Origin of the sequence: Nonomuraea sp. JJY05 (assembly GCF_043496855.1) — a bacterium.
Taxonomy (GTDB): Bacteria; Actinomycetota; Actinomycetes; order Streptosporangiales; family Streptosporangiaceae; genus Nonomuraea.
On sequence record NZ_JBIEIS010000015.1, the window covers coordinates 239,255 to 265,745 of the forward strand.

At 71.9% G+C, this 26,491-nt stretch carries 23 protein-coding genes; 9 read left to right on the forward strand and 14 right to left on the reverse strand.

What is annotated here, in order from left to right; genetic code table 11:
- Positions 1–5: 5 nt before the first annotated feature.
- Positions 6–779 (reverse strand): IclR family transcriptional regulator, encoded by a 774-nt coding sequence (locus ACFKCF_RS25355; RefSeq protein WP_394497275.1) that lies wholly within the window; start codon positions 777–779, stop codon positions 6–8.
- A gap of 198 nt (positions 780–977) precedes the next feature.
- Here ACFKCF_RS25355 and ACFKCF_RS25360 point away from each other — a divergent pair, with 198 nt between their 5' ends.
- The 6 genes from ACFKCF_RS25360 (at position 978) to ACFKCF_RS25385 (ending at position 8,727) form a co-directional block, all read left to right on the forward strand.
- The gene (locus ACFKCF_RS25360; protein ID WP_394497276.1) at positions 978–2,438 is read left to right on the forward strand and encodes an aldehyde dehydrogenase family protein; all 1,461 of its coding nucleotides are present in this window, start codon (positions 978–980) and stop codon (positions 2,436–2,438) included.
- On the forward strand, positions 2,435–4,150 hold the full coding sequence (locus tag ACFKCF_RS25365) for a thiamine pyrophosphate-binding protein (protein WP_394497278.1): 1,716 nt from the start codon (positions 2,435–2,437) through the stop codon (positions 4,148–4,150). Before ACFKCF_RS25360 ends, ACFKCF_RS25365 begins: the two co-directional genes overlap by 4 nt.
- A gap of 99 nt (positions 4,151–4,249) precedes the next feature.
- Positions 4,250–5,383, forward strand: coding sequence for an ABC transporter substrate-binding protein (locus ACFKCF_RS25370; protein WP_394497279.1), 1,134 nt, complete (start codon positions 4,250–4,252; stop codon positions 5,381–5,383).
- 1 nt (position 5,384) lies between these two features.
- Entirely contained in the window at positions 5,385–6,254 is an 870-nt protein-coding gene (locus tag ACFKCF_RS25375; RefSeq protein WP_394497281.1) for a branched-chain amino acid ABC transporter permease, read from the forward strand.
- Positions 6,251–8,029: an ATP-binding cassette domain-containing protein gene (locus tag ACFKCF_RS25380; protein WP_394497283.1), complete on the forward strand. Its 1,779-nt coding sequence runs from the start codon at positions 6,251–6,253 to the stop codon at positions 8,027–8,029. Before ACFKCF_RS25375 ends, ACFKCF_RS25380 begins: the two co-directional genes overlap by 4 nt.
- On the forward strand, positions 8,026–8,727 hold the full coding sequence (locus ACFKCF_RS25385; protein ID WP_394497285.1) for an ABC transporter ATP-binding protein: 702 nt from the start codon (positions 8,026–8,028) through the stop codon (positions 8,725–8,727). The genes ACFKCF_RS25380 and ACFKCF_RS25385 overlap by 4 nt, the downstream gene beginning before the upstream one ends.
- A 34-nt stretch (positions 8,728–8,761) precedes the next feature.
- Here ACFKCF_RS25385 and ACFKCF_RS25390 read toward each other — a convergent pair whose 3' ends face one another.
- The 5 genes from ACFKCF_RS25390 to ACFKCF_RS25410 form a co-directional block, all read right to left on the reverse strand.
- Positions 8,762–9,538 carry an N-acyl homoserine lactonase family protein gene (locus ACFKCF_RS25390; protein WP_394497287.1) on the reverse strand — a complete coding sequence of 259 codons (777 nt, stop codon included), beginning with the start codon at positions 9,536–9,538 and terminating at the stop codon, positions 8,762–8,764.
- Positions 9,535–10,851 carry an MFS transporter gene (locus ACFKCF_RS25395; protein WP_394497289.1) on the reverse strand — a complete coding sequence of 439 codons (1,317 nt, stop codon included), beginning with the start codon at positions 10,849–10,851 and terminating at the stop codon, positions 9,535–9,537. The genes ACFKCF_RS25390 and ACFKCF_RS25395 overlap by 4 nt, the downstream gene beginning before the upstream one ends.
- A gap of 91 nt (positions 10,852–10,942) precedes the next feature.
- Complete coding sequence (locus ACFKCF_RS25400; protein ID WP_394497291.1) at positions 10,943–11,590, reverse strand: TetR family transcriptional regulator; 648 nt, start codon at positions 11,588–11,590, stop codon at positions 10,943–10,945.
- A gap of 9 nt (positions 11,591–11,599) precedes the next feature.
- Positions 11,600–13,336 (reverse strand): bifunctional sugar phosphate isomerase/epimerase/4-hydroxyphenylpyruvate dioxygenase family protein, encoded by a 1,737-nt coding sequence (locus tag ACFKCF_RS25405; protein WP_394497293.1) that lies wholly within the window; start codon positions 13,334–13,336, stop codon positions 11,600–11,602.
- A gap of 10 nt (positions 13,337–13,346) precedes the next feature.
- Positions 13,347–14,192, reverse strand: coding sequence for a shikimate dehydrogenase (locus ACFKCF_RS25410; protein WP_394497295.1), 846 nt, complete (start codon positions 14,190–14,192; stop codon positions 13,347–13,349).
- Positions 14,193–14,821: 629 nt separating this feature from the next.
- Here ACFKCF_RS25410 and ACFKCF_RS25415 point away from each other — a divergent pair.
- The gene (locus ACFKCF_RS25415) at positions 14,822–15,577 is read left to right on the forward strand and encodes a hypothetical protein (RefSeq protein WP_394497297.1); all 756 of its coding nucleotides are present in this window, start codon (positions 14,822–14,824) and stop codon (positions 15,575–15,577) included.
- Positions 15,578–15,583: 6 nt separating this feature from the next.
- Positions 15,584–16,465 (forward strand): hypothetical protein, encoded by an 882-nt coding sequence (locus ACFKCF_RS25420; RefSeq protein ID WP_394497299.1) that lies wholly within the window; start codon positions 15,584–15,586, stop codon positions 16,463–16,465.
- 13 nt (positions 16,466–16,478) lie between these two features.
- On the opposite strand, the gene ACFKCF_RS25425 is transcribed toward ACFKCF_RS25420, so the two are convergent.
- The 3 genes from ACFKCF_RS25425 to kstD all read right to left on the reverse strand — a co-directional run bounded on the left by ACFKCF_RS25425 (position 16,479) and on the right by kstD (position 21,050).
- On the reverse strand, positions 16,479–18,317 hold the full coding sequence (locus ACFKCF_RS25425) for a serine hydrolase (protein ID WP_394497300.1): 1,839 nt from the start codon (positions 18,315–18,317) through the stop codon (positions 16,479–16,481).
- A gap of 72 nt (positions 18,318–18,389) precedes the next feature.
- Positions 18,390–19,250, reverse strand: coding sequence for an LLM class flavin-dependent oxidoreductase (locus ACFKCF_RS25430; RefSeq protein WP_394497301.1), 861 nt, complete (start codon positions 19,248–19,250; stop codon positions 18,390–18,392).
- A 42-nt stretch (positions 19,251–19,292) separates the two neighbouring features.
- Positions 19,293–21,050: a 3-oxosteroid 1-dehydrogenase gene (kstD, locus tag ACFKCF_RS25435; protein ID WP_394497303.1), complete on the reverse strand. Its 1,758-nt coding sequence runs from the start codon at positions 21,048–21,050 to the stop codon at positions 19,293–19,295.
- Positions 21,051–21,154: 104 nt separating this feature from the next.
- On the opposite strand from kstD, the gene ACFKCF_RS25440 reads away from it, so the two are divergent.
- Complete coding sequence (locus tag ACFKCF_RS25440; RefSeq protein WP_394497305.1) at positions 21,155–22,417, forward strand: alpha/beta hydrolase; 1,263 nt, start codon at positions 21,155–21,157, stop codon at positions 22,415–22,417.
- 46 nt (positions 22,418–22,463) lie between these two features.
- Here ACFKCF_RS25440 and ACFKCF_RS25445 read toward each other — a convergent pair whose 3' ends face one another.
- From ACFKCF_RS25445 to ACFKCF_RS25465, 5 genes are all read right to left on the reverse strand, one after another.
- Positions 22,464–22,802, reverse strand: a complete 339-nt coding sequence (locus tag ACFKCF_RS25445) for a YciI family protein (RefSeq protein ID WP_394497307.1) — start codon at positions 22,800–22,802, stop codon at positions 22,464–22,466.
- Between the two features lie 7 nt (positions 22,803–22,809).
- The gene (locus ACFKCF_RS25450; protein WP_394497309.1) at positions 22,810–23,178 is read right to left on the reverse strand and encodes a YciI family protein; all 369 of its coding nucleotides are present in this window, start codon (positions 23,176–23,178) and stop codon (positions 22,810–22,812) included.
- 96 nt (positions 23,179–23,274) lie between these two features.
- On the reverse strand, positions 23,275–23,883 hold the full coding sequence (locus ACFKCF_RS25455) for a TetR/AcrR family transcriptional regulator (protein WP_394497310.1): 609 nt from the start codon (positions 23,881–23,883) through the stop codon (positions 23,275–23,277).
- Positions 23,884–23,905: 22 nt separating this feature from the next.
- Positions 23,906–25,102 (reverse strand): cytochrome P450, encoded by a 1,197-nt coding sequence (locus tag ACFKCF_RS25460; protein ID WP_394497312.1) that lies wholly within the window; start codon positions 25,100–25,102, stop codon positions 23,906–23,908.
- A gap of 200 nt (positions 25,103–25,302) precedes the next feature.
- Positions 25,303–26,175, reverse strand: coding sequence for an alpha/beta fold hydrolase (locus tag ACFKCF_RS25465; protein WP_394497314.1), 873 nt, complete (start codon positions 26,173–26,175; stop codon positions 25,303–25,305).
- Between the last annotated feature and the right edge of the window lie 316 nt (positions 26,176–26,491).

The following is a 26,491-nucleotide window of genomic DNA, read 5'->3' on the forward strand; positions in this document are numbered from 1 at the left end:
GGCGCTCAGGCGAGGGGGTGGTCGAAGCCGCGTTCGGACATGCGCTTGGCCACCTCCCGCAGGTCCGCGGCGAACTCCGCGACGCGGTCGTCGCCGAAGCGCACCGTGGGGCCGCTGAGCGTCAGCGCCGCCACGGTAGCCCCCGAGCCGCTCGTCACGGGCACGGCGACCGCCGACAGGCCGGGCTCGCGCTCTCCGTGGCTGACCGCGTAGCCGTCGCGCGCCGCCTGGTCGATCCACTCCCGCAGGGTGGCCGTGTGGGACTCGCCGTACGGGGAGGAGCGGGCGACCCGGGACAGCAGCCGCTCGGGGGCGTCCTTGAGCAGGATCTTCGAGGAGGCCCCCGCCCACAGCGGCAGCTCGTCGCCGACCCGCACGACGTGGCGCAGCGGCTGCGGGCTCTCCTGCTGGGCGATGCAGACGCGGTGAACGTCGCGCAGCACGTACAGGTTGACGGTCTCCCTCTGCCGCGCGCCGAGCTCGCGCATGAGCTGGACGGTCTCCGGCGGCAGCTCCCACGCCGTGCGGGCCAGGTGCGCCCACCGCCACAGGGCGGGGCCGGCCGCGTAGCCCTTCGGCGTGCTCCACAGCAGCCCCATGTGCTCCAGGGTCTGCAGCAGCCGCAGCGCCGTCGTCTTGGCCAGCCCGGTCTCCTCGACGACCTCGCGGATGGTCAGCGTCCGCCGGTCCTCGGTGAGCAGCGACAGGATGTCGAACGCCCGCTGGACGCTGCGCACGCCGCCGCTCTCACCGGACTCTGCGGGAAGGTTCGAAGGCACGGATCCTCGCTTGTGGGTAGAAGGTGAACCTGCTGCCCACCTTCTCATGCGGTCCACAGGCTACCATCCGGTCCGCTTGATGGTCCATTTGATCCGCTATACGGATCAGGGTCTTGCCAGAACCCGCACTGCCCTCATACGGTGAGGCAATCCACAGTGCGGTTCATGAGAACCGCTTAGCGGATCCATGGAGCCGCCATGAACGCAATCCACGAGTCCGGCTGCCTGGTCGCCGGCCAGTGGCTCACCGAAGGACCGCGGGCCGAGCGCGTCGGCCCGTACGTCCGCCAGGTCGTCAGCCGGGCCAGAACGGCGCAGGCCGACGACGTCACCACAGCCCTCGGCTACGCCCGGCGCGCGGCCAGAACGATCGCGCGGCTGGCACCGGCCACCCGGGCGGACATCCTGGAGCGCGCCGCCGCCGCGCTCACTGATCGCGGCGGCCAGCGCGGCGAGGAGTTCGCCCGGCTCCTGGCGCTCGAACTGGGCAAACCTCTCAAGGACGGGCGCGGCGAGGTGCTGCGGGTGGCCGACACCCTGTCCGTCGCGGCGGCGGAGGCCAGGCGGATCGGCGGCGAGGTGCTGCCCGTGGCGGGCTGGGCGCGCGGGGTCGGCAACACCGCGCTCACCCAGCGCGCCCCCGCGGGCCCGGTGCTGGCGATCACGCCGTTCAACGCGCCCGCGAACCTGCTGGCCCACAAGCTCGCCGCCTCCTTCGCCGCCGGCAACACCACCATCGTCAAGCCGCCGCCGCAGGCCCCGGCCGTCTCCACGGCCCTGGTCGAGCTGCTGCTCGACGCCGGCATGCCGGTCGAGGCCGTGCAGGTCCTGCACGGCGGCGGCGAGGTGGGCGCGCGGCTGTGCGCGGCGCCGGAGATCGCCGTGGTGAGCTTCACCGGCGGCGTCACGGCCGGGCACGCCGTCGCCCATGCCGCCGGGCCGAAGCGGGTGCTGCTCGAGCTCGGCGGCAACGCCGCGACCATCGTGTGCGAGGACGCCGACCTGGCCGAGGCGGCCCGGGTCTGCGCCCGGACCGGCTACAGCAACTCCGGCCAGAGCTGCATCTCGGTGCAGCGCGTCTACGTCCACCGCTCCCGCTTCGAGGACTTCGCCGACGCCCTGACGGGCGAGGTGAAGGCCCTGGCCGTGGGCGATCCCCTCGACCCGGCGACCGACGTGGGCTCGATGGTGGACGACGCCGCGGCCGAGCGCGTGGTCCGCTGGAGCGCCGAGGCCGCCGGGGCGGGCGCCCGGATCACCGCGGGCGGCAGCCGCGACGGGGCGGTGATGGCGCCCACCGTCGTGGTCGCGCCGCCCCGCGACGCGCGGGTCGTCAGGGAGGAGGTGTTCGGCGCGCTGGTGGCCGTGCTCCCGTACGACGGCTTCGACGAGGTGATCGAGGAGTGCAACCGCAGCACGTACGGGCTGCAGGCCGGGATCTTCACCCACGACGTGCGCCGCGTCGTCACCGCCTGGCGCGAGCTGGAGGTCGGCGGCCTGATCGTCAACGGCTCCTCCAACTTCCGCCTCGACCACGTCCCGTTCGGCGGCGTGAAGGACTCCGGCATCGGCCGCGAGTCGCCCCGCTGGATGATCGAGGACTTCACCGTGACCAAGACCCTCATGCTCAAGGGGCTGACCATCTGGGGAGACCAATGACCACGGCAGCCCACGCGCTCGTCGCGCAGCTGGAGGAGCTCGGCGTCGAGTACGTCTTCGGCACCTGCGGGCACACCAACATCGCGGTGCTCGACGCGCTGGCCGACAGCCCCATCCGCTTCGTCATCGCCCGCCACGAGCAGGCCGCCGCGCACGCCGCCGACGGCTACGCCAGGGCCGGCGGGAAGCCAGGCGTGCTGCTGGTCCACGTCGGGCCCGGCCTGACCAACGCCGCCACCGGCGTCATGACCGCCGCGCTCGACTCGGTGCCCCTGGTCGTGATCTCGGGCGACATCCCCTCCTACTACCGGGGCCGCCACCCGCATCAGGAGATCAACCTGCACGCCGACGGCGATCAGGCGTCGGTCTTCCGGCCCTTCGTCAAGCGGGCCTGGAACGTGCACCGCGCCCAGGACCTGGGCCGGGCCGTGGAACGGGCCTTCTGGACGGCGCGGTCGGGACGCCCGGGGGCCACGCTCGTCAACGTGCCGATGGACGTCTTCTCCCGGCCCGCGGAGCCGTATCCGCCGATCAGCCACGCGGCGGCGCCCGACCTGCCCGAGGCCACGGCCGAGCTGATCGCCGCGACGCTGGCGGCGGCCGACCGTCCGCTCATCTACGTCGGCGGCGGCCTGCGCGAGGACGCCGATGTGCTCCTTGCGCTGGCCGAGCACCTGGACATCCCCATCGCGCACTCGCTCATGGCCAAGGGCACCGTCCCCGACGCCCACCCGCTCGTGCTGGGCATGACCGGCTTCTGGGGGCTGGAGCTGACGAACGCGTACGCCAGGGAGGCCGACGTCGTGCTCGCGCTGGCCACCCGCTTCGCCGAGACCGACGCCAGCTCCTGGGATCCCCGCTTCACCTGGGACTTCTCCCGCGAAAGCACGCTCATCCAGATCGACATCGACCCGGCCGAGCTCGGCCGCAACTACCCGGTGGCGATCGGCGCGGTCGCCGACGTGGGGCTCGCGGTCAAGGCGCTCGCCGACGCCGCCAAGTCCCACCCCCAGGCCGAACGGCCGGAGCTGCGGGAGAGGATCCGCCAGGCCAGGTCGGGGCTGTTCACCGGGAGCAGGGAACGCGGCAGGAGCGAGGACTTCCCGCTGCGTCCCGAGCGCATCCTGGCGGACCTGCGCGAGGCGATCCCCGCCGACGCGGTGCTGGTCACCGACGTGGGCTGGAACAAGAACGGCGTCGCCCAGTGCTACGAGCTGCCGCCGCAGGGGCGGTTCATCACCCCGGGCGGCGCCTCCACCATGGGGTTCGGCCCGGCCGCGGCCGTGGGCGTGCAGCTGGCCCGGCCGGAGCGGACGGTGGTCGCGCTCATCGGCGACGGCGGCATGAGCGCCCAGCTGCCCGCCGTGCCGCTCGCGGTCGAGCAGGGCGCCCCCGTGATCTTCGTGGTGATGAACAACAGGTCGCACGGGACCATCTCGGACCTGCAGGCGGTCCACTTCGGCCGCAGCCACGGCTGCGACTTCACCGATCCGGCCGGGCGGCCCTACAGCCCGGACTTCGCCGCGCTCGCCGTCGCGTGCGGCGCCGACGGGCACACCGTCACCACGCCCGCCGAGTTCGGCGCGGCCCTGCGCGCGGCCGTCGCGAACCGGCGTCCCGCGCTCATCGACGTCCCGATGGTGAACGAACCGGTGCCGACACCCGGCCACTGGAACATCAAGGACATCTATCAGGGGATGTTCTCCGACTGAAACCGTTGCGCGTTCGATATTTCCTCCGCTTCCGTGCGGCGCTATAACGAACGTACTAGTCCGTGAATTAGCTCTCTCACCTACCCCCAGAGGTGAATCGTGAGATTTCCGATCGTCGCGGCCGCGTTCATCCTGCTCGCCGCCTGCGCTCCGCCCGGACAGTCGAACCAGTCAGGCGCCGGCGCCACCGGACCCATCAAGATCGCGAACGTCAACGCCCAGAGCGGGCAGCTCAGCTCGCTCGGCCAGTGGGAGCACAAGGGCGTGAAGCTGGCCGTCGACGAGGCCAACAAGGCCGGCGGCGTCAACGGCCGGCAGATCCAGCTCGACCTGTTCGACAGCCAGGGCGACCCGACCGTCGGCACCAACGTGGCCAGGAAGATCGCCGGCGAGGGCTACATCGCCATGCTCGGCACCGCCGAGAGCGCGGTCACCCTGGCCATGGCGCCCATCCTCAAGGACGCCAAGATCCCGAACATCACCTCGGGCCAGTCGCCCAAGCTCGCCGAGCTGAAGAGCCCGTTCCTCTTCCTCAACGCGCCGACCAGCGTCACCTTCGACGAGACGCTCGCCAAGTACCTGGTCGACGAGAAGGCGCAGAAGAAGATCGCGCTGATCAGCAACAACGGCGCCTACGGCAGCGGCGAGCACGACGCCTTCCTCAACGCCCTCAAGACCAGGAACGTCACCCCGCTGGCCGACGAGGTCGTCACCCCAGACCAGAAGGACTTCAACGCCAACCTCGCCAAGATCCGCGAGAAGGACCCGGAGGTGCTGTTCATCGGCGCCGAGGAGGTCCAGTCGGGGCTGATCGCCAAGCAGGCCCGCGAGCTGGGGCTCAAGGCCGTCTTCGCCGGCGGCGCCCCAATGGGCACCGACGTGTACGCCACCACGGCCGGGCTGAAGAACGCCGAGGGCTCGATCGTCAGCTCGCCCTACCTGAGCAACGACGCCAGCGACGCCATCAAGGAGTTCGCCGCCAAGTACAAGGCCGCCTACAACGAGGAGGCCCGCATGCACGTCGCCAAGGCGTACGACGGCGCGTCGATCCTCATCGAGGCGCTCAAGCAGACCAACGGCGAGGGCGGGCAGAAGCTGGCCGACGCCATCCGCGGCGTCAAGCGCGCCGGGCTGCTGGGCGACTACGACTACGACGCCAACGGCGTCGGCATCCACACCACCAAGATCGGCCTGGTCAAGGACGGCAAGGTCGTGCCCGAGGCCGCGAGCTGACGTGCAGGTATTCCTTCAGACCCTGATCGGCGGGGTCACGTTCGGAGCGGTGTACGCGCTGGTGGCGATGGGGTTCTCGATCGTCTACCGCACCATGGGGCTGGTCAACTTCGCCCACGGCAGCGTCGTCATGATCGGCGCGTACGCCGCCTCCACGTTCTACCTGGCCAGCCGGCTCCCCTTCGCCGTCGCGATCGTCGTGGCCATCGCCGTCACCGGCCTGATCGGCCTGGTGATCGAGCGCTTCCTGCGCCCCCTGGAGAACAAGGACTTCACGCTGATGCTGATCGGCACGATCGGCTTCGGCGCCGTCCTGGAGGCGGGGGCGGTCCTCGTCTGGGGGGCCACCGGCCACGCCGTGCCCTCCCCCGTCGCCACCGAGCCGATCGACCTGGCCGGCGTCCGCATCCCCACGTACAACGTGCTCGTGATCGCGGTCGCGGCGGCGGCGACCGGGCTGCTGGCGCTGTTCCTGCAGCGCACCAAGCGCGGCGCGGCCATGCAGGCGGCCGCCATGGACCACCAGGCCGCCACCGCGGTCGGCATCCACGTCGGGCGCAGCAACGCCATGGCCTTCGCCATCGGCGCGGGCCTGGCGGCGCTGGCGGGCAGCCTGGTCGGGCCCATGCTGTACGTCAACCCGACCATGGGCGGCACCCTGGGCATCAAGGGGTTCGCGGCCGCCATGCTGGGCGGCTTCGGCAGCATGCCGGGCGCGATCGTCGGCGGGCTGGCCTTCGGGCTGCTCGACGCGTTCGCCGCGGGCAACTTCCAGGAGTACTCGGAGCTGGTGACGTTCCTGGTGTTCGCCGTCGTGGTCATGATCCGCCCGACCGGCATCTTCGGAGAGGCCACGGTGAACCGCGCATGAGACGTCTGGCCTGGCTCGTCCCCGTCGCCGTGGCCGCCTGGCTGCTCCCCTACGGCCTGGGCGGCTACTCGATGCACGTCGCCGACGTGGCGATCATCTTCGCGATCCTGGCCGTCGGCCTCGGCCTGACCATGGGCGTGGCCGGCCAGATCAACCTGGCCCAGGTCGCCTTCTTCGGCGTCGGCGCCTACACCCTGGCCATCCTCACCACGCAGGCCGGCTTCGGCTTCTGGACCGCCGCGGTCCTCGCGGTGGTGGCCGCCGTGGTCTTCGGCGCGCTCGTGGGGGTGCCCGCGCTGCGCATGCAGTCGCACTACCTGGGCATCGTGACGCTCGGCCTGGCCCTGGCCTTCACCAACTGGGTCACCAACGCCACCGTCGCGGGCCGCGCCGAGGGCCTCAGCGACCTGCCGGTGCCGCCGATGTTCGGCGTCGACCTGTCCAGCGGCTACCTCTTCTACTACGTCGAGCTGATCGTCTTCGCGCTCGTCCTGGCCTTCGCCCTGCTGGTCACCCACTCGCCGCTGGGCCGCAGGCTGCGCGCCATGCGCGACGACGACCTCGCGGCGGGCGCGCTGGGGGCGGAGATCCCGCTGCTGCGCATGACCGCCTTCGTGCTGTCCGGCCTGTACGGCGGCGTCGCGGGCGTCCTGTACGCCGGGCTCATCCGCTTCGTCGCACCCGAGTCCTTCAACATCGCGAACATGTTCCTCCTGCTCGCCATGGTGATCATCGGCGGCCGGAGCAGCATCCTGGGCTGCGTCGTCGGCGCCGTCGCGCTCTCCCTGGTCAGGGAGGCGCTGCTGGACGCCTCCGCCTACGCCCAGCTCGGCTACGGCCTCGTGGTGGTGCTCGTGGTGGTGTTCGCGCCCAAGGGCCTGGCCGGGCTGCCCCGCCAGCTCCTGCGGCGCCGCCGCGACGGCTCGCGGGCCCAGCTCGGCCCCTTCCAGCCGTACGAGGCCGCCGCGCCCGACGCTCCGGACGGCGACGTGCTGGAGGTCCGGGAGGTGACCAAGCGCTTCAAGGGCCTGGTCGCGCTCGACGGGGTGTCGCTCACCGTGCCCGCCGGGCAGATCCGCGGCATCGTGGGGCCCAACGGCTCGGGCAAGACCACGCTGTTCAACGTCGTCAGCGGCTTCTACACGCCCACCCAGGGATCGGTGCGGCTGCACGGGCGCGAGGTGACCGGGGCGGCGCCGTACCGGCTGTCGCACCGCGGCGTGGCCAGGACCTTCCAGAACCTGCGCCTGTTCGAGGACCTCAGCGTGCGCGAGAACCTGCTGCTGGCGCTGGACCGCACCCGCACCACCTGGATCTGGCGCTACCCGAGCCTGCCCTGGAAGGTGCTGGGCTACGAGCGGGAGCTGCGCGAGCGGGCCGGGGAGCTCATCGAGCGGTTCGGGCTGGCCGAGGTCGCCGACGCCGAGCCGCGCTCGTTGCCGTACGGGATCCAGCGGCGCATCGAGCTGGCCCGCGCCATGGCCATGCGGCCGAGCCTGCTCCTGCTGGACGAGCCCGCCGCCGGAATGAACGGTGAGGAGGTGCGCCGGCTCGGCGAGATCGTCCGCTCCATCAGGGACTCCGGCGTGACCGTCGTGATCATCGAGCACAACATGGGCCTGGTCATGTCGCTGTGCGAGCAGGTCACCGTGCTGTCGGGCGGCCGCGTCATCGCCGACGGCCCGCCGGCCGAGGTCGCCGTGCACCCCGACGTCGTGGCCGCCTACCTCGGCGACTCGATGACCGCTCCCACCGCCGAGGAGGCCACCCGTTGAGCACGCTCACCGTCGAGAACCTCTCCGTCCACTACGGCGGCGTGCGGGCCGCCCACGACGTCTCCTTCACCGTCGAACCCGGCCAGTCCCTGGGGATCATCGGCGCCAACGGCGCGGGGAAGACCTCCACGCTCAAGGCCGTCATGGGCCTCGCGCCCCGGCAGGCCGGCGCGATCCGCTTCGGCGGGCACGACCTGCTGCGGGCGCCCGCGCACACCCTGGTGCGGCACGGCATCGGCTACGTGCCCGAGGGACGGCACGTCTTCCCCGGGCTGAGCGTCGAGAAGAACCTCCTGCTCGGGGCCTACACGCAGAGCTGGAAGCGCGCGCCCGTCGAGGAGGTGTACGAGGTCTTCCCGGTGCTGCGGGAGATGCGCCACCGGCTGGCGGGGGCCCTGTCCGGGGGCCAGCAGCAGATGCTGGCCGTCGGGCGGGCGCTGATGTGCCGCCCGAAGGTGATGCTGCTGGACGAGCCCTCGATGGGGCTGTCGCCGATCCTCGTCGCCGAGATCGCCGCCGTGCTCAAGCGGCTCAACGCCGACGGCCTGGCCATCCTGCTCGTCGAGCAGAACGCCAAGCTCACCTTCGACGTCACCACGAGCTGTCTGGTGATGGAGAACGGCGAGATCGCCGCCACCGGCACCTCGGCCGAGCTCCGCGACGACCCCCAGGTCCGGCGCATCTATCTCGGCCTGTGACCCCCGGCTGCGGCACCTGCGGCCGGGGGGCGCGTCAGCCGGCGATCTCCGCGATGTCCGGCTCCAGCAGGGGGAAGCGCTTGAGCACCTCCGGGTCGTGACCGGCGACCACCAGGTGGGGCCCGTCGGCCAGCTCCTTGATCCGGTCGAAGGCGCCGTACATCCCGGTCATGCTGTGCAGGATCGGGAACGGCCGGTCGCCCTCGATGTTCTCGTAGAAGTGGCTCGCGTCGGAGGCCAGCACGACGTGCCCGCGGGCCGTGCGCACGCGTACCACCTGCATGCCCGCGGTGTGCCCGCCCACCAGGTGCACGCTCAGGCCGGGTACCACGGTCGCGTCGCCGTCGGGCAGGGACACCCGCCCGTCCCGGCGGGCGGCCTGGAGGTGGGCGAGGTCGTCGTCGTTCAGCAGCCAGCGCTCCCCCGCGACGCGCTCGGCCCAGGGCCCCGTCCAGTAGTCCAGTTCGGCCTGCTGCAGGACGTAGCGGGCCGAGGTGAACTCGCTGGCGGTGCCGGTGTGGTCGTAGTGCAGGTGGGTCAGCACCACGTGATCGACGGCGTCCGCCGCCACGTCCAGCCGGGCCAGCGCCTCCACCGGCGAGGCCAGGTAGCGCAGCCCCGGGGCCAGCTCGGCGCGCGCCCGGCCGATGCCGGTGTCGATGACGACCGTGTGCTCGTCGTTGACGGCCAGCCAGACGTAGTAGGCGGTGGGGTGCGGCTCGGCTCCCCGGGTGTCGTAGCCGTGGAAGTGCTCGCCACGCCGGGCGTCGCGCTCGGCGTAGCGCAGGGCGTACACGCGGAAGCCGGTCACACGCGCACCGGTTCCTTGAGCCCGAGCCGCTCGGTGGGGACGCGGTAGGTCTCCCGGGCGGTGGCCACGGCGGCCACGTTGACCAGGCACAGGACGGCGGTGATGATCGACACGCCCAGCCAGCTGTCCGGGCCGGTGCCCGCCAGCGCCGTGGCCACGGTCGGCGCGAAGCCGGCGATCGCGAAGCCGATCTGGGTGCCGATCGCCATGCCCGACAGGCGGACCCTGGTGGTGAACATCTCGCCGTAGAACGACGGCCAGACGCCGCTGGTGGCGCTGTGCACGACGCCGAACATCAGGATGCCCACGACGAAGATCAGGGCGTAGCCGCCGGTGGAGATCGACCACAGGTAGGCGAACATCAGCACCGCGCAGCCCAGCGAGCCGCCGATGAAGACGGGCTTGCGGCCGATCCGGTCCGACAGCCGCCCCCACAGCGGGATCGTGATCACCGCGGCGACGTTGGCCAGCACGCCCACCCACAGCATGGGCCCGCGTTCCAGGTGCATGGTGTTGACGGCGTACGACAGGGCGTGGACGGTGAAGATCGTGCTCACCGAGGCGATGACCGCGGCCACGACCACGCGCAGCACGTCCCGCCACTGCTCGCGGAAGAGCACGGCCAGCGGCATCTTGGCCACGTTGTCGGTGGCGACCTCCTGCTCGAAGGCGGGCGTCTCCTCCAGCGTGCGGCGGATGACCAGCCCGACCGCGGCCACCACGATGCTCAGCCAGAACGGCACCCGCCAGCCCCAGCTCAGCAGCTGGTCCTCGGGCAGCGCGGCGATCGGCAGGAAGATCGCGGTGGCGATGATCTGCCCGGCCTGGGTGCCGTTGAGCGTGAAGCTGGTGTAGTAGGCCCGGCGGGTCTCGGGCGCGTGTTCGAGCGTCATCGAGTTGGCGCCGGCCTGCTCGCCGGACACGGAGAAGCCCTGCAGCAGGCGCAGCGCCACGAGCAGGACCGGGGCGAGTACGCCGACCTGGTCGTAGGTGGGCAGGCAGCCCACCAGGAACGTCGAGACGCCCATCATGACCAGCGTGGTGACCAGGACCTTCTTGCGGCCGAACTTGTCGCCCACGTGCCCCAGCACGAACGCGCCGACCGGCCTGGCCAGGTAGCCGACGCCGAAGGTGGCCAGGGCCAGGAGCGTACCCGTGGCGGGAGAGCTGGACGGAAAGAAGATCTTGCTGAAGACCAGCGCGGCCGCGGTGCCGTAGATGAAGAAGTCGTAGTACTCCAAGGCACTACCGATCCAGGCAGCTATAGCCGCTTTGCGAGGTTTGCCCTGCACCGTCACGATTATGCTCCTCACGGGGGGAATGGCATAGCGCAGTGGCAGGAAACTAACTCACCGGTTCGTACATTACAAGGGTGTTGCCAATCGGTTACCTGGGTGTCGGTTCTCAGTGCTGCCCGCGCAGGTAGGCGACGACCATCTCGCCCACCATCCGGCGCAGCCGGTCGCGGTGCTCCGGCGCCGTCATGTCGCGCCCGAACAGCGCCCCGAACGTGTGCTGGTTGGCCACCCGGAAGAAGCAGAACGAGCTGATCATCATGTGCACGTCGATCGCGTCGGCGTCGGTCACGAACTCGCCCGAGGCCTGCCCCGCGTCCAGGATGCGCGAGATGACGTCGAGCACCGGCGTGCCGAGGTTGGCCAGCACCTCGGACTTGCGGATGTGCTCGGCCTGGTGGACGTTCTCGATGGCGACGAGCTTGATGAAGTCGCGGTGCAGGTCGTGGTGGTCGAAGGTCAGCTCCGCCAGGGTGCGGATCGCCTCCACCGGGGCCAGGTGCTCGACGTCGATCGTCCGCTCCATCGCCCGGACCTCGGTGTAGGCCTTCTCCAGGACCGCGATGTAGAGGCGCTCCTTGCTGCCGAAGTAGTAGTAGATCATGCGCTTGGTCGTGCGCATCCGCTCGGCGATCTCGTCCACGCGCGCGCCCGCGTACCCGTGCCGGGCGAACTCCTGCTGAGCGACCTTGAGGATCTCCGCCTTGGTGCGCTCGGCGTCCCGCTGGCGTTCGGAGGCGACGGGTTGCGTGGTCATTCGGTCATCTTAGTGAGGTCCGGCGTGCTGCACGGAGAGCCGGATCGGGGCGTTCCCGGCCCCGTACCCCTGGTAGTCGCCCGTGCGCTGGACGAGCTCGAAGAAGACGCGACCCACGGTGACGGTGTACAGGTGCAGGAACTCGCCATGGGCGTCCCGGTCGTACAGCAGGCCCAGCTCCCGAAGCTCGGGGTCGACGTTGTCGTGGCGGGCCTCCAGGTCGTCGTAGTAGTTGGCGGGGATGGGCAGCAGCAGCTCCGGGTGCTCGGCCCGCAGGCGCCGGGCCACGGCCACGACGTCGTCGCAGGCGAGCGCGACGTGCTGCCACGGCAGGTCCCTGGCGCCGACCTGGGCCAGGTTGATGACCATCCGGACCGCGCCCTCGGCGGCCGACATCGCCTTGCTGCGCAGCAGGCCGTACGGGTCGGGCAGCTCCAGGCTCTCCTGCGGCCGGAGGCCGAGCACGGTGCGGTAGAACAGCTCGGCCTCGTCGAAGTAGTGGAACGGCTGGGTGAGGGCCACGTGGTCGATGCGGGTGATCTCCCCGGCGACGGGCCCCGAGGGGCCGAAGTCGTCGAGCCAGTCCGTGCCGCAGAAGAAGATCTGGGTCCCGTCGGGGGCGGCGACGGCGTCCAGGCGCGCCTCCCTGGGCGCGCGCTCGCGCGGCAGCACCGGCGACAGCAGCGATTCGGCGTGCTTGACCGCCGCGCCGGGGTCGGGGCTGTCCAGCCCGATGGCGACCAGCGCGGGGTCCCCACCGGGGCTCTCCGTGGCGTTGAGCAGCAGCCGCGCCCCGCCCTGCTCCCACAGCTCGACGGGTTTGGTGGGATGCGTCCCGGTACGTTGGAAGCCGAGCGCGGTCAGCATCCCGCCCAGCGCCTCGGGATCGGCCAGTTCTGCGAAGGCGAACCCGGTGGGGACGGCCGGATGGGCGGCCCCGTACAGGCTGTCCTCCAGGGCGAGGAGCGAGCGCATGCCGTCGCGGGCCGTGCGGGCGGTGCCGGCCTGGCGGAAGTGGTCGTTGAACACCTCCAGCGAGAGCGGGCCGGTGTATCCGGCGTCGAGGACGTGCCGGACCAGCCCGGCCACGTCGAAGTTGCCCTGGCCGGGGAAGCAGCGGTAGTGGCGGCTCCACTGCAGCACGTCCATGGCCAGCAGCGGCGCGTCGGCGAGCTGGAGGAAGAAGATCTTCTCGCCGGGGATCGCCTCGATGCCGATCGGGTCGGAGCCGCGCGAGAGGATGTGGAAGCTGTCCAGGCAGGTGCCCAGGTTCGGGTGGTCGGCCATGCGCACCAGGCGCCAGGCGTGCAGATACTCGTTGACGTGCCGGCCCCAGGCCAGCGCCTCGTACGCGATGCGGATCCCGTGCTCGGCGGCCCGTTCGGCGAGCAGCCGCAGCTGGGAGGCGGCCAGCTCGTCGTCCCCGATCGCCTCGGGCGAGACGTTGGAGCACACCAGCAGCAGGTCCGCGCCCAGGCGTTCCATGGTCCGGAACTTGTGCTCGGCGCGGCGCAGGTTGCGGGCCAGCAGGTCGGCGGGCACGGCCTCGAAGTCGCGGAACGGCTGGTAGAGGTCGATGGAGAGCCCCAGGTCCGCGGCGCGGGCCCGGATCTCCTCGGGCGGCAGCGGGCAGACGAGCAGGTCGTTCTCGAAGATCTCCACGCCGTCGAACCCGGCGGCGGCGATGGCGTCCAGCTTCTCGGTCAGCGTGCCGCTCACCGACACGGTGGCGATGGACTTGCGCATGGGTTTCTCCTCAGACGGTCACCAGGTCGGTCAGGTGGGCGAGCATGCGCTCGGTGTCGGGCTCGCGGCCGGTGAACAGGCGGAAGGCGTGCGCGGCCTGGAAGACGACCATGCCGCCGCCGTCCAGCGTCCGGCAGCCCGCCGCCCGGGCCTGCTTGAGCAGCTCCGTCTCCAGCGGCCGGTAGACGATGTCGGCCACCCACAGGCCGGGACGCAGCAGCGCCGCGGGCAGCGGCAGCCCCGGGTGGTGCGCCATGCCGGTGGGCGTGGCGTGCGCCAGCCCGTCCGCTTCGGCGAGCAGCGCGGGAAGCTCGTCTTGGGTGGCGGCGCGGGCCCGGCCGGCGCCGAACCGGGAGCCCAGCTCCGCCGCCAGCCGCACCGCCCGGCCGGGGTCGGCGTCGACGAGGGTGACCCGGTCGGCGCCCAGGGTGAGCAGCGCGTGCCCGACCGCCGCCCCGGCGCCGCCCGCGCCGAGCTGCACGATCCGGCGGGTGGGCGCGTCGGGCAGGCCGCGGGCGAACGACTCGGCGAACCCCGTCCAGTCCGTGTTGTGCCCGATGGCGCGCTCGCCGTCGAACACGACGGTATTGACGGCGCCGAGCATGCGGGCGTCCTGCGACAGGTCGTCCAGGTGCGGGATGACGCTCTGCTTGCACGGGTGGGTGATGTTGAGCCCGTCGTAGCCGAAGCGGCGCGCGGTGCGTACCAGCTCCCCCACGTCGAGCCCGAGCACGTCCGTGTCGAGCAGCCGGTAGACGTAGTGCAGCCCGTGGTGGACGGCCTCCCGCTCGTGCAGCGGCGGGCTGAGCGAGGGGCCGATGCCCGAGCCGACCAGCCCGGTCAGGAACGAGGCCATCAGTTCTTCCTCTCCGGAGGATGGGACAGGCGGGGTGGACGCCTCCTAATGTACGTACTAGTGAGTTAGCTGGCTAGACGAGGGCCTCCCCTTCCGGGCCGGGCGTCAGGCGAACGGCTGGGCCATCTGGTCCAGCACCTCCTCCGTGACCTCCCGCAGCGTCCCGGTCTCGTCGTCGAGCCACTTCTGCGTGGCGATGCCATCGCGACCGGGAAGGCGGCGGCGATCACCGCGGGGCCGACGCCCCCGGCCTGCTCGCGCCCGGTCACCGCCTCGCCCAGCTCCCGCTCCAGGCGCATCCGGCTGGCCAGTTGCCTGGCCAGCAGTGAAGGATGGCGCATGACCAGCCTGGTTCGGGAAGACCGCGTCCCGCCGCGGAGGTGACGCGGTGATGGTCCAGCGCTTCCTGAAGCCGTTCATGAGGTGTCCTCTCCCCGTGTCCCGAAGGCGGGCCGAGCGGCCCGCCACGGCGATGTTTCAGCACGTCGGAAGGAGCGAGGAAGGGGTTGTCCGGTGTCCGGGCAACGGGGCAACGGACCCCAGCGGCGCGGGCAAGAGTTCGCCAGGTCGGGAATGGGGCGCGTCCCCGCGCGGTATCACGACCCCAGCAAGGGATCGGGGGGACGCCGGTGAACAGGGCCTTGGTGGCGGGGCTCGCGGCCGCTACGGTGCTGGCCGGCGGGTGCGGCGGCGGTTCGGGCGAGTCCGGCCCCGGCCAGGCGGGGCCCGGTCCGCGAACGTCCCGGGCGGTCATCACGCCGGACAGCAGGCTCGGCCCGACCCAAGGCAGCGGGGACGTTCCCGAGGCCGAGGCTCAAGTGGGCGTGGACTGCCAGGCCACGCTGGGAAAGGGCGACTTCGAGTCCGCGGCCGAGCAGATGGGCCGGGTGGCGTCCTCCGGCGACAGCACACCCGGGGAGAGGGCCATCGCGCGGGTCTGCCAGGCGGCGGCCAACGCGAACGCGGGCAGGCCCCACAAGGCGCTCGACATCGTGGACCAGACGGACACCAGAAGCATCTCTCCCGGTCTGCGGCTGAAATTCCAGGAGCTTCTCTACCACACCGAGCTGGTCAGCGCCGCGGCCGTGGGCGACGACGAGAGGGTCCAGAAGGCGCTGGCCCAGCTCACGGAGCTCGGGCTCAAGCCGGCTGATTACGTCAGGGACGCGTGCGCTGCGGCGTCCGACCCGGCGGCCCTCCCGCAGTGCGCGACCGTCGCGCCCCCGGCCACCGCGACCGGCTCCCCGCCGGGCGAGCCGGAGACGCCGGTGACCTCGCATCCCGAGGAGTCCGGCACCACGCCGACGGAGGAGACCACCACCGAGTCACCCGGCGAAGGACCGCCGGCCACCGGTGACGGCGGCCCCACGCCGGACGAGTCGTAAGCCCTCATGAACACCTCCCCTGGTGAGGGCGGCAAGGACCTCGCTCGCGTGTGGGGCGTCCTCGCCCAGGTCGTGACGCCGACCACGGTGGTGGCGGCGATCCTGATGTATTTCGGCGCGGTGCGCACGAACACCCTGTACGGGCGCCTCGGCGTGGACCAGAGCATGCTGGGCCTGTCCATCCAGGACTACGTGCTGCGCAGCGTCCCGCTGACCGTCGAGCCGCTCATCATCCTCCTGTCGGCGGCCGTGATCGCCGTCCCGGCGCACGCGTGGCTGATCCGGTCCGTCACCGGCCATCGCACCGCCACGACGTGGACGGTCGCGGTGACGGGCGTGATCGGAGCCGCCACCGCCACATGGGGCGTCCTGGGGATGGCGGGCCTCGTCGGAACGCCGCCCGTCGCCACGCCGCTCTGCCTGGGCCTCGGCGCCTTCGTACTGGCCTACACCGCCTGCCTGTACGTCAGGCTCAACCCACGGCACACGCTCCCCCGCACGAGCCAGGTCGCCTGGCGCACGGTCTTCGTGGCGTTCCTCGTGGTCCCGCTGTTGTGGTCGGTCGCCGACTTCGCGAAGCTGCAGGGGAAGCAGGAGGCCGACGACTACTGGGCGGGCCTGGGAAAGCTGCCGGCCACGGTGATCTACGCGCCGCGGCGCCTCTACCTGGAGGGCCCCGGCATCACCGAGACCGCCCTGCCGGACCCCAACGCGATGTTCCGCTACAAGTACACCGGCCTGCGCCTGCTGATCCATTCGAACGGGCAGTACTTCCTGCTGCCCGCCTGCTGGGCCACGAGCCCGCAGGCACGGGCCATGGCCCTGCCGGCGGACGACTCGCTCCGGATCGAGATCTTCCTGCTCAAGCAGACGCCGGCCTGCGCATAGGGGGCCGCGCGCGTCAGGCCCAGCCGTAGACCGAGCGGACGGCGGCGGCGATCTCGTTGACCAGGCTCATGTTGCTGCCGTTGGCCAGGATCGCGTATCCGGCGCCGAGCTCCGGATAGCCCTTGAACACGGACTTGAAGCCGTAGTTGGAGCCGTCGTGGGTGTAGGAGAAGTTCTTCGTCCCGGAGCCGGCGACGAAGAAGCCCCGCCCCATGGTGGGCTCGGGGCCCGCGGTGAGCAGGGTGCGGACCGAGGCCCTGGTGAGCGGCCCGGCGATGTCGCCGGGGGCGGTCCACGCCTTGTTGAGGTAGCACACCATGCGGCACAGGTCGAGGACGTTCGTGTAGAGGCCGGCGGCGGCCGACTCCGGGTAGCGGTTGCGCTTGCCGGAGATCACCGTGCCGGTGGCGGTGTGGCCGGCGGCCAGCTCGAAGCCCGGCGACAGCGCGTAGGAGCTGTTCTTCATCCCGAGCGGCCCGAAGACCTCCTTGTCCATGTACGACGCCAGCGACAGGCCGCTCTTCTGCTCCACCATCCGCTGCAGCAGCACGAACCCGGCGCCGGAGTAGTGGAACTCGGCCCCCGGGGCGGTGGTGAGCTCGATCTTCGGCGAGTTGCCCTCGCCGTTCATGACCTGCAGCAGCGAGGGCACGCTCGCGCCGGGGCCGTAGCCGGCGAAGCCGCCGCCGCCGGTGGCGAAGCCGGAGCAGGCGTCGGCCGGGGAGGTGGAGCCGCGGCCGATGACGCCGGCCCGGTGCGTGAGCACGCGGTCGATGGTCGGCACCGCGGTCGAGGTGACGCAGGAGCGCCGCGGCAGGGTCCAGCCCAGGTGGGGCCGGATGTCGCCGGTCAGGGGCTGCTTGAGCGTCTGCGTCAGGCGCATGACGCCGACCGCGGCCACGGCCTTGCTGATGGAGGCGGCCTGGAAGGCGGTCTCGGGGTGCGCGGCGGCGCCGCTGCCGGCCTCCAGCCAGCCGTACCCGGTGGACCAGGCGATCTTGTTGCCGACCACCACCGCGACGGCCACCCCGGGCGTCTTCCAGGCGTTCATCCGCTGCCAGACGGTCGCGCCGCCCACCGCGTTCTCGACCTGCCGCACCCGGTCGGCGGGCAGCGCCGGCACCTTGCCGCGCGTGCTCACCACCCAGCCGCCGGCCGCGGAGAAGGCGAGGTTGTGCAGCTGCCAGCCGCCGGCGGCCAGCTCGTTCAGCTTCTTGAAGCAGGCGTCGTCGATGGCGCGCGCGTGGAACTCGTCCTGCGCGACGACCACCCACCCGCCGCCCTTGGGGAAGGCGACGCGGGTCACGCGGCGCCCGCCCTGCGTCAGGTTGCGCATCATCTGGTAGCACTCGTCGTCGACGCCCCGGGCGTAGAAGCCCGCCGTGTCGGCCACCACCCAGCGATCGCCGCCGGCCGGCGGGAACGCGACGTCCACGACCTGCCGACCGGCGGTGTAGGAGTCGCTGACGCGCTGGTGACACGCCTCGGGCAGCCCGCGCGCCGTCATCCCCTTGTCACTCGTGATCACCCAGCGATCGCCGCCCGCCGGCGGGAAGGCCACGCAGTGGATCTTCGCCCCCGATTTGACCAGCTTCCCGAGCTCGGCGAAACACGCGTCGGGCACGCCACGGGCGAAATAGCGGCCGTCCTGGGTGACGATCACCCAGCCGCCGGACGGCGTGAACGCAACGGTCGTGACGCCGTACGGCGCCAGCTCCCCCATCCTGGCATGCAGCTCATCGGGGACGCCCGCGTCGGCGAACGGGTAGCTCGCCGCCAGCGCCGGCCGGGCGAAGTCCACGGCGGCCAGGCCCGCTGCGCCAGTCAGGGTGAGGAAGTGTCTGCGGTCCAAGGGGGAAACTCCTCAGGGGGCAATGGTGACAAACTGCGTTTGAATCATGGCAGACCGCAGAGACTCCTCACTTCACCCCACGGTGGGCGGGCCCTGCTCGATCCGGCGCAGCACGGGCGCGAGCCGGTCCAGGTCGGCGCCGTCGATCGGCTGGCGCTCGTCCCACCAGGTGGCGCCGGCGTCCACGAGCGGGCCGAGCAGGTCGCGTGCCCGGGCCGCGCCGGTGGGGCTGACGCCGCCGACGACGAGCTCGAAGGGGCCGTCGTCGCGGCGCTGCTCGCGTACGTACGCGGCCAGCTCCCGCACCTGGTCGACGGGCGGGCCGTACCCGTGCGAGCCCGGCCCGAACAGCGGGACCGCGCCGTCCCAGCGGGCGGCCCGGCGCATCGGCCTGCGGTTGGGCCAGAACCCGGCGACCCAGACCGGCGGGCGGGGGCGCTGCACGGTCGGCGGCAGCAGGCTCACGTCCTCGGCCTGGAAGTGCCGCCCGTGATGGGTGACCGGCTCGCCGCTCCAGTAGCGGGCGAGCAGGTCCAGGCCCTCGTCGAGGCGCTCGGCGAGCACGAGCGGGTCGGTGGGCTCGCCGAAGCTGCCGTACTCGTCCTCGATCGGCCCGCCCAGCCCCGCGCCGAAGATCACCCGGCCGCCGCTGAGCGCGTCGAGCGTGGCGACCTGGCGGGCCAGCTGCTGCGGCCGGCGCCGGGCGACCGGGGTGACCAGGGTGCCGAGCCTGATCCGGGTGGTCGCCAGCGCCGCCGCCGTCAGCAGCATCCAGGGGTCGCCGAACGCCCGGCGCCTGCTCTTGACGTGGACGACGTGATCCCAGACGAACAGCGCGTCCCAGCCCGCCTGTTCGGCGGCGACGGCCACCGAGGCGACGGTCCTGGGGTCGGCGAAGTCGCCGAAGTTCGGAATGTTGATCGAGAAGTGCATCCCGCCATGCTGCTGGCCCGCGACGGGAGACGGCAAATCGTCTTAAGGGGTGTCGGCGATGTCGTTGGCGGCCACGTACCCGAAGGTCATGGCGGGTCCGATGGTCGAGCCGGAGCCGGCGTAGCTGTGGCCCATGACGGCTCCGCTGGCGTTGCCGGCGGCGTACAGGCCGGGGATGACCGACCCGTCGGCCCGCAGCACGCGCGCGCGGGCGTCGGTGCGCATCCCGCCCTTGGTGCCGAGGTCCCCTGGGACGATCTTGAACGCGTAGAAGGGCGGCAGCCACAGCGGCGCGAGGCATGGGTTCGGCTTGACCAGCGGGTCGGCGTAGTAGCGGTCGTAGGCGCTGTCGCCGCGGTGGAAGTCGAGGTCCTTGCCGGTCGCGGCGAACCCGTTGAAGCGGTCGATGGTGCCGCGCAGCGCCGCCTGCGGGACGCCGATCTTCTGGGCCAGCTGCTCGATCGTCCACGCCTTGTACGCGGCGCCGCTGGTGAACCATTCGTCGGGCAGCGGTAGCAGCGGCGCGACGTCCCGGAACAGGTACTTGTTGCGGTAGTTCTGGTCGACGATGAGCCAGGCGGGGATGTGCGGCTGGCCCGGGCCGTTGCGGTCGTACATGACGTGGACGACGTCGCTGTAGGGGGCGCCCTCGTTGACGAAGCGCACGCCGTTGCCGTTGACCAGGACGCAGCCCGGCAGGGTGCGCTCGGCCAGGCAGAAGTACGGCTGGCCGGGCAGCGGGATGGCCGGGCCCCACCAGGCGTCGTCCATCAGGTCCAGCGCGGCCCCGACCCGTTCGCCGGCCTCGATGCCGTCGCCGGTGTTCTCCTTGGCGCCGACGGTCCAGCTCGTGCCGATGGGCTGGCGCTGGAACTCCGTGCGCATGGCCGCGCTGTGCTCGAACCCGCCCGAGCCGACGATCACGCCGCGCTTGGCCCTGACCAGGCCGCCCGCGGTGACGACGCCGGTGACGCGACCGGACTCGACCTTGAGGTCGAGCAGCGGGGTGTTCAGCAGGACCGGCACGCCGGCCGAGAGCAGCCCCGCGCGCAGGCCGGCGGCCAGGGACTGGCCCATGGTCAGCGGTTTCTCGCCGCGCAGCGCGGCCTCGGTGCCGCGCAGCAGGCACGCGGCGCTCACCTCGATGCCCTTGGGGTTGACGGCGGCGAGCGTCAGCCACTTGTAGTCGGCGCTGTAGACCACCAGGCCCGCGGGGGTCTGGAGGTACGGGCCGTTCAGGTGGGCCAGCTCGGCGCCGAGGATGTTGCCGTCGAGCTGGGCGGGCTCGATGGAGCGCCCGTTCGGCATGCCGCCGGGAAACTCCGGATAGTAGTCGGAGTAGCCCTCCATGAACCGGAAGCGCAGCGGGCTGTTGCGCATCACGAACGAGATCATCGCCGGCCCGGCCGACAGGAAGGCCCGCTGCCGCTCGATCGGCACGGTGTCGCCGACGACGCGGGCCAGGTAGGCGGCGGCCTTGGCCGGGGTGTCCTGGACTCCGGCGGCGAGGATGACCTCGTTGCACGGGATCCAGATGCCGGCGCCCGAACGGGCGGCCGAGCCGCCGAACGTCGGGGCCTTCTCCACCACGACGGTGCGCAGCCCGCGTTTGGCCGCCGTCAGCGCCGCGGTCATCCCGGCGGCTCCGGCGCCGACCACCACGACGTCGTACTCGACCTCGGCGCGGGCCGGCGCGCTGCCCAGCGCGGCGCCCGCGACCAGCGCGCCGCCGGTGACGGCGGCTCCGCGGAGCAGGGCGCGACGGCTCGGCCCTTGGGGGGTGAGGCTGGATTCAACCATGTCGGCAAGCATGCGCTTGGTTGTTTTCACTGTCAATGCGGCAGGGTGTTGACGTGACCGCCGAAGCCTGGTCATGATCGGGACGGTCCAGTAGAGGAGATGCGATGCGACGATTAGCCGTCGTGCTCCTGTTCGCCCTGCTGTTCACTGGGGCGCTCGTCGCGCCGGCGACGACGGCGTACGCCGAGACGTGCTCCACCACGCTCCCCCAGCCGGACGGCCATGGCATCACCTGCGTGCGGGTCGAGCGACATCCCCAGAACGACGGCTCCGAGCTGCGCGACGTCGTCATGACCTCGACGGCGATCTTCCAGGCGGCCGGCGGCACCCCCGCGATCGACCCGCTCGCCCGCCAGATCACCGTGCGCGTCTACCTGCCTCCCGGGTACGACCCCGCCAGGAGCACTCGCTACCGCTCCCTCTACCTCATCAACGGCGGCGGCGACAACTACGACGAGTGGACGACCAAGACCGACCTCGTGTCGCTGATCCGCACCACGCCCGGCCGCCCGTACGACGGGATCGTGGTGATGCCGACCGGCGGCATGACCGGCTGGTACAGCGACTGGGCCGGGCGCACGGACGGATATTTCGCGCCGAAGTGGGAGACGTACCACATCTCCCAGCTCATCCCGTGGATCGACGCCAACTTCAACACGATCGCCAACCGGTCGGGACGGGGCCTCGCGGGGCTGTCGATGGGCGGGTTCGGCACGCTGAAGTACGCAGCCGCGCACCCCGGCGTGTTCTCCGTCATCGGCGCCTTCTCGCCGGGCATCGACCTGCGCGGCAAGCCCGCCCAGCGGACGATCTCCGACTCGATGTGGCTGTCCGGGGCCGCGATCGACGTGCTGGACCCCGGGCCGTACCGGGTCAACAAGTACGACGGCTGGCTGCCCGTGCCCGACCAGCAGCAGCAGCTCGTCTACCGGCTGGACACCCTGTTCGGGCCGCACACCACCAGCGCCTCCGGCGATTACGACTGGCCCGCCGCCAACCCGGCGGTGCTCGTGACGCAGGGCAGGTACGCGCCCTTCAGCGGCAGACTGGGCCTGTACGCGGGCGGCTGCCGGTCGCTGCCGCTCGACCCGTCGGGCCAGTACATCCTCGGCGACGGCCACGGCCCGGCACCCAGGGAGTGCCTTTACAGCACCACGTCCGATGCGAACACCGAGGCCCTCTCGGTGAACGAGGCCATACTCGGCTCGTACGCGAGCGTCTTCGACCAGACCCTGACCGGCCTGGGCGTCGACCACCGCTACTGCTACGGCACCGGCGGCCACGACTGGAACTCCTGGCCCGCCATGCTGACCGACTTCCTCCAGTACGCCTACGGGACGGCCCCGTCCCGCTGCCCCAACGCCTGACGCGCCGGGGACCTGCGGCGCAGGTCCCCGGCGCGTTCGGACGTGCTCACATCTCCAGCCCGGCCGGGTCCATCAGCGGCCGCAGCTCCACACCGCCGGCCTGACCGCCCGGGATCAGGGCGGCCAGTCCCACGGCGCGCTCCCGGCTCTCGCAGTCGACGACATACTGGACGGCGACGTGGTCAGAGGTGCGCGGGTACGGGCCCTCCGTCGCCGTCACCACGCCGTCCCGCACCCGTACGACGGCGCTGAGGGACGGATCGGCGAACGCGTGGGCGCCGATCAGCTCCCCCGCCTGCCCGGCCGCGGCCAGGAACTCCGCGTGGTCGAGCCCCTGCCCCGGCGAGGCCGCCGCGCCCAGGTAGAGATTCAGCACGAACTTCACCGCGTGCTCAGCCGTCGGCCGTGCCCGCGAAGACCACCGGCCGCACCTCGACGCCGAGGCCCTCGACGCCGGCGTCCGGAATGAGCGCGGCCAGCTCCAGGGCGCGTTCCCGGCTGTCGCATTCCACCAGGTAGTAGCCGCCGAGGTACTCCTTGGCCTCGAGGTAGGGCCCGTCCGTCACCGCCGGGACGCCGCCCCGCACCCTGACGACGGCGCTCTGCGACGAGTCGGCCAGCGCGACGGTGCCGATCATCTCTCCGGACTTCTGGATGGTCTCCATGAACGCGCCGTGGCCGCCCATCACCTCGTTGCGCTCCTCCTCGGTCAGCGCGTCCCAGATCCGCGGGTTCATGTGCATGATCAACAGGTATTTCACGTCGTCTCCTTCGATGGTCGTGCGGCGCCGCGCCGGGCGCCGTTCACCACGGAGTCGGAGCCGGTTCCGCGTTCTTGCGTCCCGGACCGGAAAATCTCAGTGACCTTTTTGGAGGCGTACGGACGGGCAGGCCGGGGCGGGCAGCTCGTCGGGCGACGGCCGCAGGCCGGACAGCAGCAGGGCCAGGTAGCGGCGCGGATCGGCGTGCCCGGGGTCGCGCGGGTGCACGGTCGCCAGGGCCATCACGACGATCGCCGCCAGGTCGCGCACCATCAGGTCCGCCCGCACCCGCCCCTCCCGCTGCGCCCTGGCCAGCACGGCGCTCAGCGGCCCCATGAACCGCTCGGCGATGTCGACCGTGAACGCGCCCGACTCCCTGGCCGCCCGCAGCAGCCCGTGATGGGCGGCCAGGGTGTCCACGGTGGCCGCCAGCGCCTCGGTCAGCGCGCTCCCGGCGTCGTCGGCGTCGCGGGCGGCCAGGACGAGCGGCTCGACCTCCTCGGCGAAATACGTCTGGAACGCGGCCCTGATCACCCCGTCCCGGTCGCCGAACCTCCGGTAGACGGTCGCGATCCCGATCCCGGCGCGCCGGGCGATCTCGTCGAGGGACAGCGCCGGGCCGCTCTCGCGCAGGACCGCGATCGCGGCTCGGACGATCTTGTCTGAGTTACGCAGCGCATCGGCCCGCTGTCCCTGCTCGTGCACGATCCGTCACGTTAGCAGCCGGTCACCAGGCCACCAGGAACGAGCGCAGCCCGTACACCACGTTGAAGGCGCGGAACTCGGCCGGCTCCCCGGCCTCGCGCAGGCCGGGGAAGCGCTCGAAGAGGGCGGGGAAGGCGATCTGCATCTCCATCCTGGCCAGCGGCGCGCCCAGGCAGTGGTGCACGCCGTGGCCGAAGGCCACGTGCCCCATGTCGCCGCGGCCGATGTCGAGCCGGTCGGGGTCGGCGATGAAGGCGGGGTCGCGGTTGGCCGCGGGCAGGGCGCACATCACCAGGTCGCCCTCCGCGATCGGCTGCCCGGCCAGCTCGGTGTCGGCGGTGGCGACCTTGAACGTGCCCGTGTGGACGATGCTCAGCCAGCGCAGCAGCTCCTCCACAGCGGCGTTGATCCGGGCCGGTTCCCGCCTGAGAAGCTCCAGCTGTTCGGGGTGGCGCAGCAGGGCCAGAGTGCCGATGCCGAGCATGTTGGAGGTGGTCTCGTGGCCGGCCAGCAGGAGCAGCGAGGCGATGCCGGCCAGCTCGTCGGTGCTCAGGTCGTCGCCGTGCTCGCGTACGAGCATGCCGAGCAGGTCCTCGCCCGGCTCGGCGCGGGTGCGGGCGACCAGCTCGGCCATGTAGGCGCGCGACTCGAGCTGGGCCGCGGCCCGCTCCCGCATGGGCAGCGAGACGTCGAGCATCTTCCCGGTGCGGTGCTGGAAGTCGCCGCGGTCGGCGTACGGGACGCCGAGCAGCTCGCAGATCACCAGTGACGGGACCGGCAGGGCGAAGGCCGAGACCAGGTCGGCGGGCGGCCCGGCGGCCTCCATGGCGTCGAGGTGCTCGGTGACGATGTCCCGGATGCGCGGCTCCAGGCGGCGCATCCGGCGCATGGTGAACTCGGGCGTCAGCATCCGGCGCAGCCGGGTGTGCTCGGGAGGGTCGAAGGCGAGCAGGTTGCCCGCCCGCAGCCGATTGATCTCCTCGGGGCTCACCTCCGGCATGCCGGGGGCGCGGAAGACGTTGCGCTGAGCGTTGCTGAAGCGCTCGGAGTCCCCGAGCACCTCCCTGACGTCGGCGAAGCGGCTGACCATCCAGATGTCGAGGCCGAACGGCGTCTTCTCCCGCCGGACGCCGTCCTTGTCGCGCGCCACCGCGAGCTCGGGATCCGGATCGAAGGCGTTCCGGCGCATGTACAGGGGCAGGGTTACAGGCTCGCTCATGCCAGCTCCTCAGGGGATCGACCGTGGCCTGAAAACGATAGAAGTCTATCGCTTTATGGCCCGGAGTGAGCGGCGCCGGTCAGCAGGTGGAGTCGGTCCGGGCCAGGGGCCGCCTGGACGGCGGGGACGAGGAGCGCGGCGACCACGAAGCCCGCGAGCCTCGGCTTCAGCGGGCGAGCAAGCTCCCACAGGCCTCGGCTTCAGCGGGCGAGCAGTTCCCTCAGGGCCTTGGCGACGTCGGCGGGCGCCTCCTCGGCCATGAAGTGGCCGTGGCCGACGATGACGTGCCGCAGGTGCGACGCCCACGCCCGCCACAACGCCGCCGCGTCGTGGCCGAGGGCGGCGCCCCAGTCCTGCTGCAGCACCGTCACCGGCATCTCCAGGCGCCTGCCCGCCTCCCGGTCGGTCCGGTCGTGGTCGGCGTCGATGCCGGCCGAGGCGCGGTAGTCGGCCACGATCGAGGGGATCGCCCCGCGGCAGGCCTCCAGGTACGCGGCCCGTACATCGGCGGGGATCGCCTGCGCGTCACCCGTCCAGGCGTCGAGGAAGTGGCCGAAGAACACGTCCGGGCAGGCCGCGATCATCGCCTCCGGCAGCCCGGGCGGCTGCGCCATCAGGTAGAGGTGGAAACCGACCGCCGCCGACGCCCCGCGCATCACGTCCCACATGTCCATGGTCGGCAGCACGTCCAGGCAGGCCAGATGGGTGATCGCCGCCGGGTGGTCGAGCCCGGCCCGGAAGGCCACCAGGGCGCCGCGGTCGTGCCCGGCCAGGGCGAACCGCTCGTGCCCGAACGCGCGGGCCAGCGCCACGACGTCGGCGGCCATGGTGCGCTTGGCGTACGTGCCGGGTCCGGTCTCGGCGGGTTTGTCGCTGGCGCCGTAACCTCGCAGGTCGGGGCAGATGACCGTGTGGTCGGCGGCCAGGTCGGCGGCGACGTGCCGCCACATGAGGTGCGTCTGCGGGAAGCCGTGCAGCAGCACGATCGGGCTGCCCTCCCCCGCGACGGCGGCGTTGAGCGACACCCCGTCGGCTACGGGGACGCGGTGATAGGTGAAGCCTTCGATGACCACGATGGCGCTCTCTTTCGGTCGGCTCGATTCGTCGGGGGGCGGGCTCCAGCGTGCCGGGCGTGAATGAGCATCCGATCAGCGCGCTACCGTGACCTGAGGCGGGTGGTCCGAGGCCACCCGCCCGAGGGCCGGCCGCGTGGAGCGGCGCTGCCGATGTGCGAGGCTTGCCACCTGGCGCGCTTCGCACGATCCGCCTACCTGGCACGGCGCGGCCGTCGCCGGGGGACGGCCCGCCGTCGGGCGCCCGGCCTGCGACGCGAAACGCGAGGCCGGTCGCCGGGCCACGCGCCTGGAGCGGCCGGGCTGACGCGGCGCG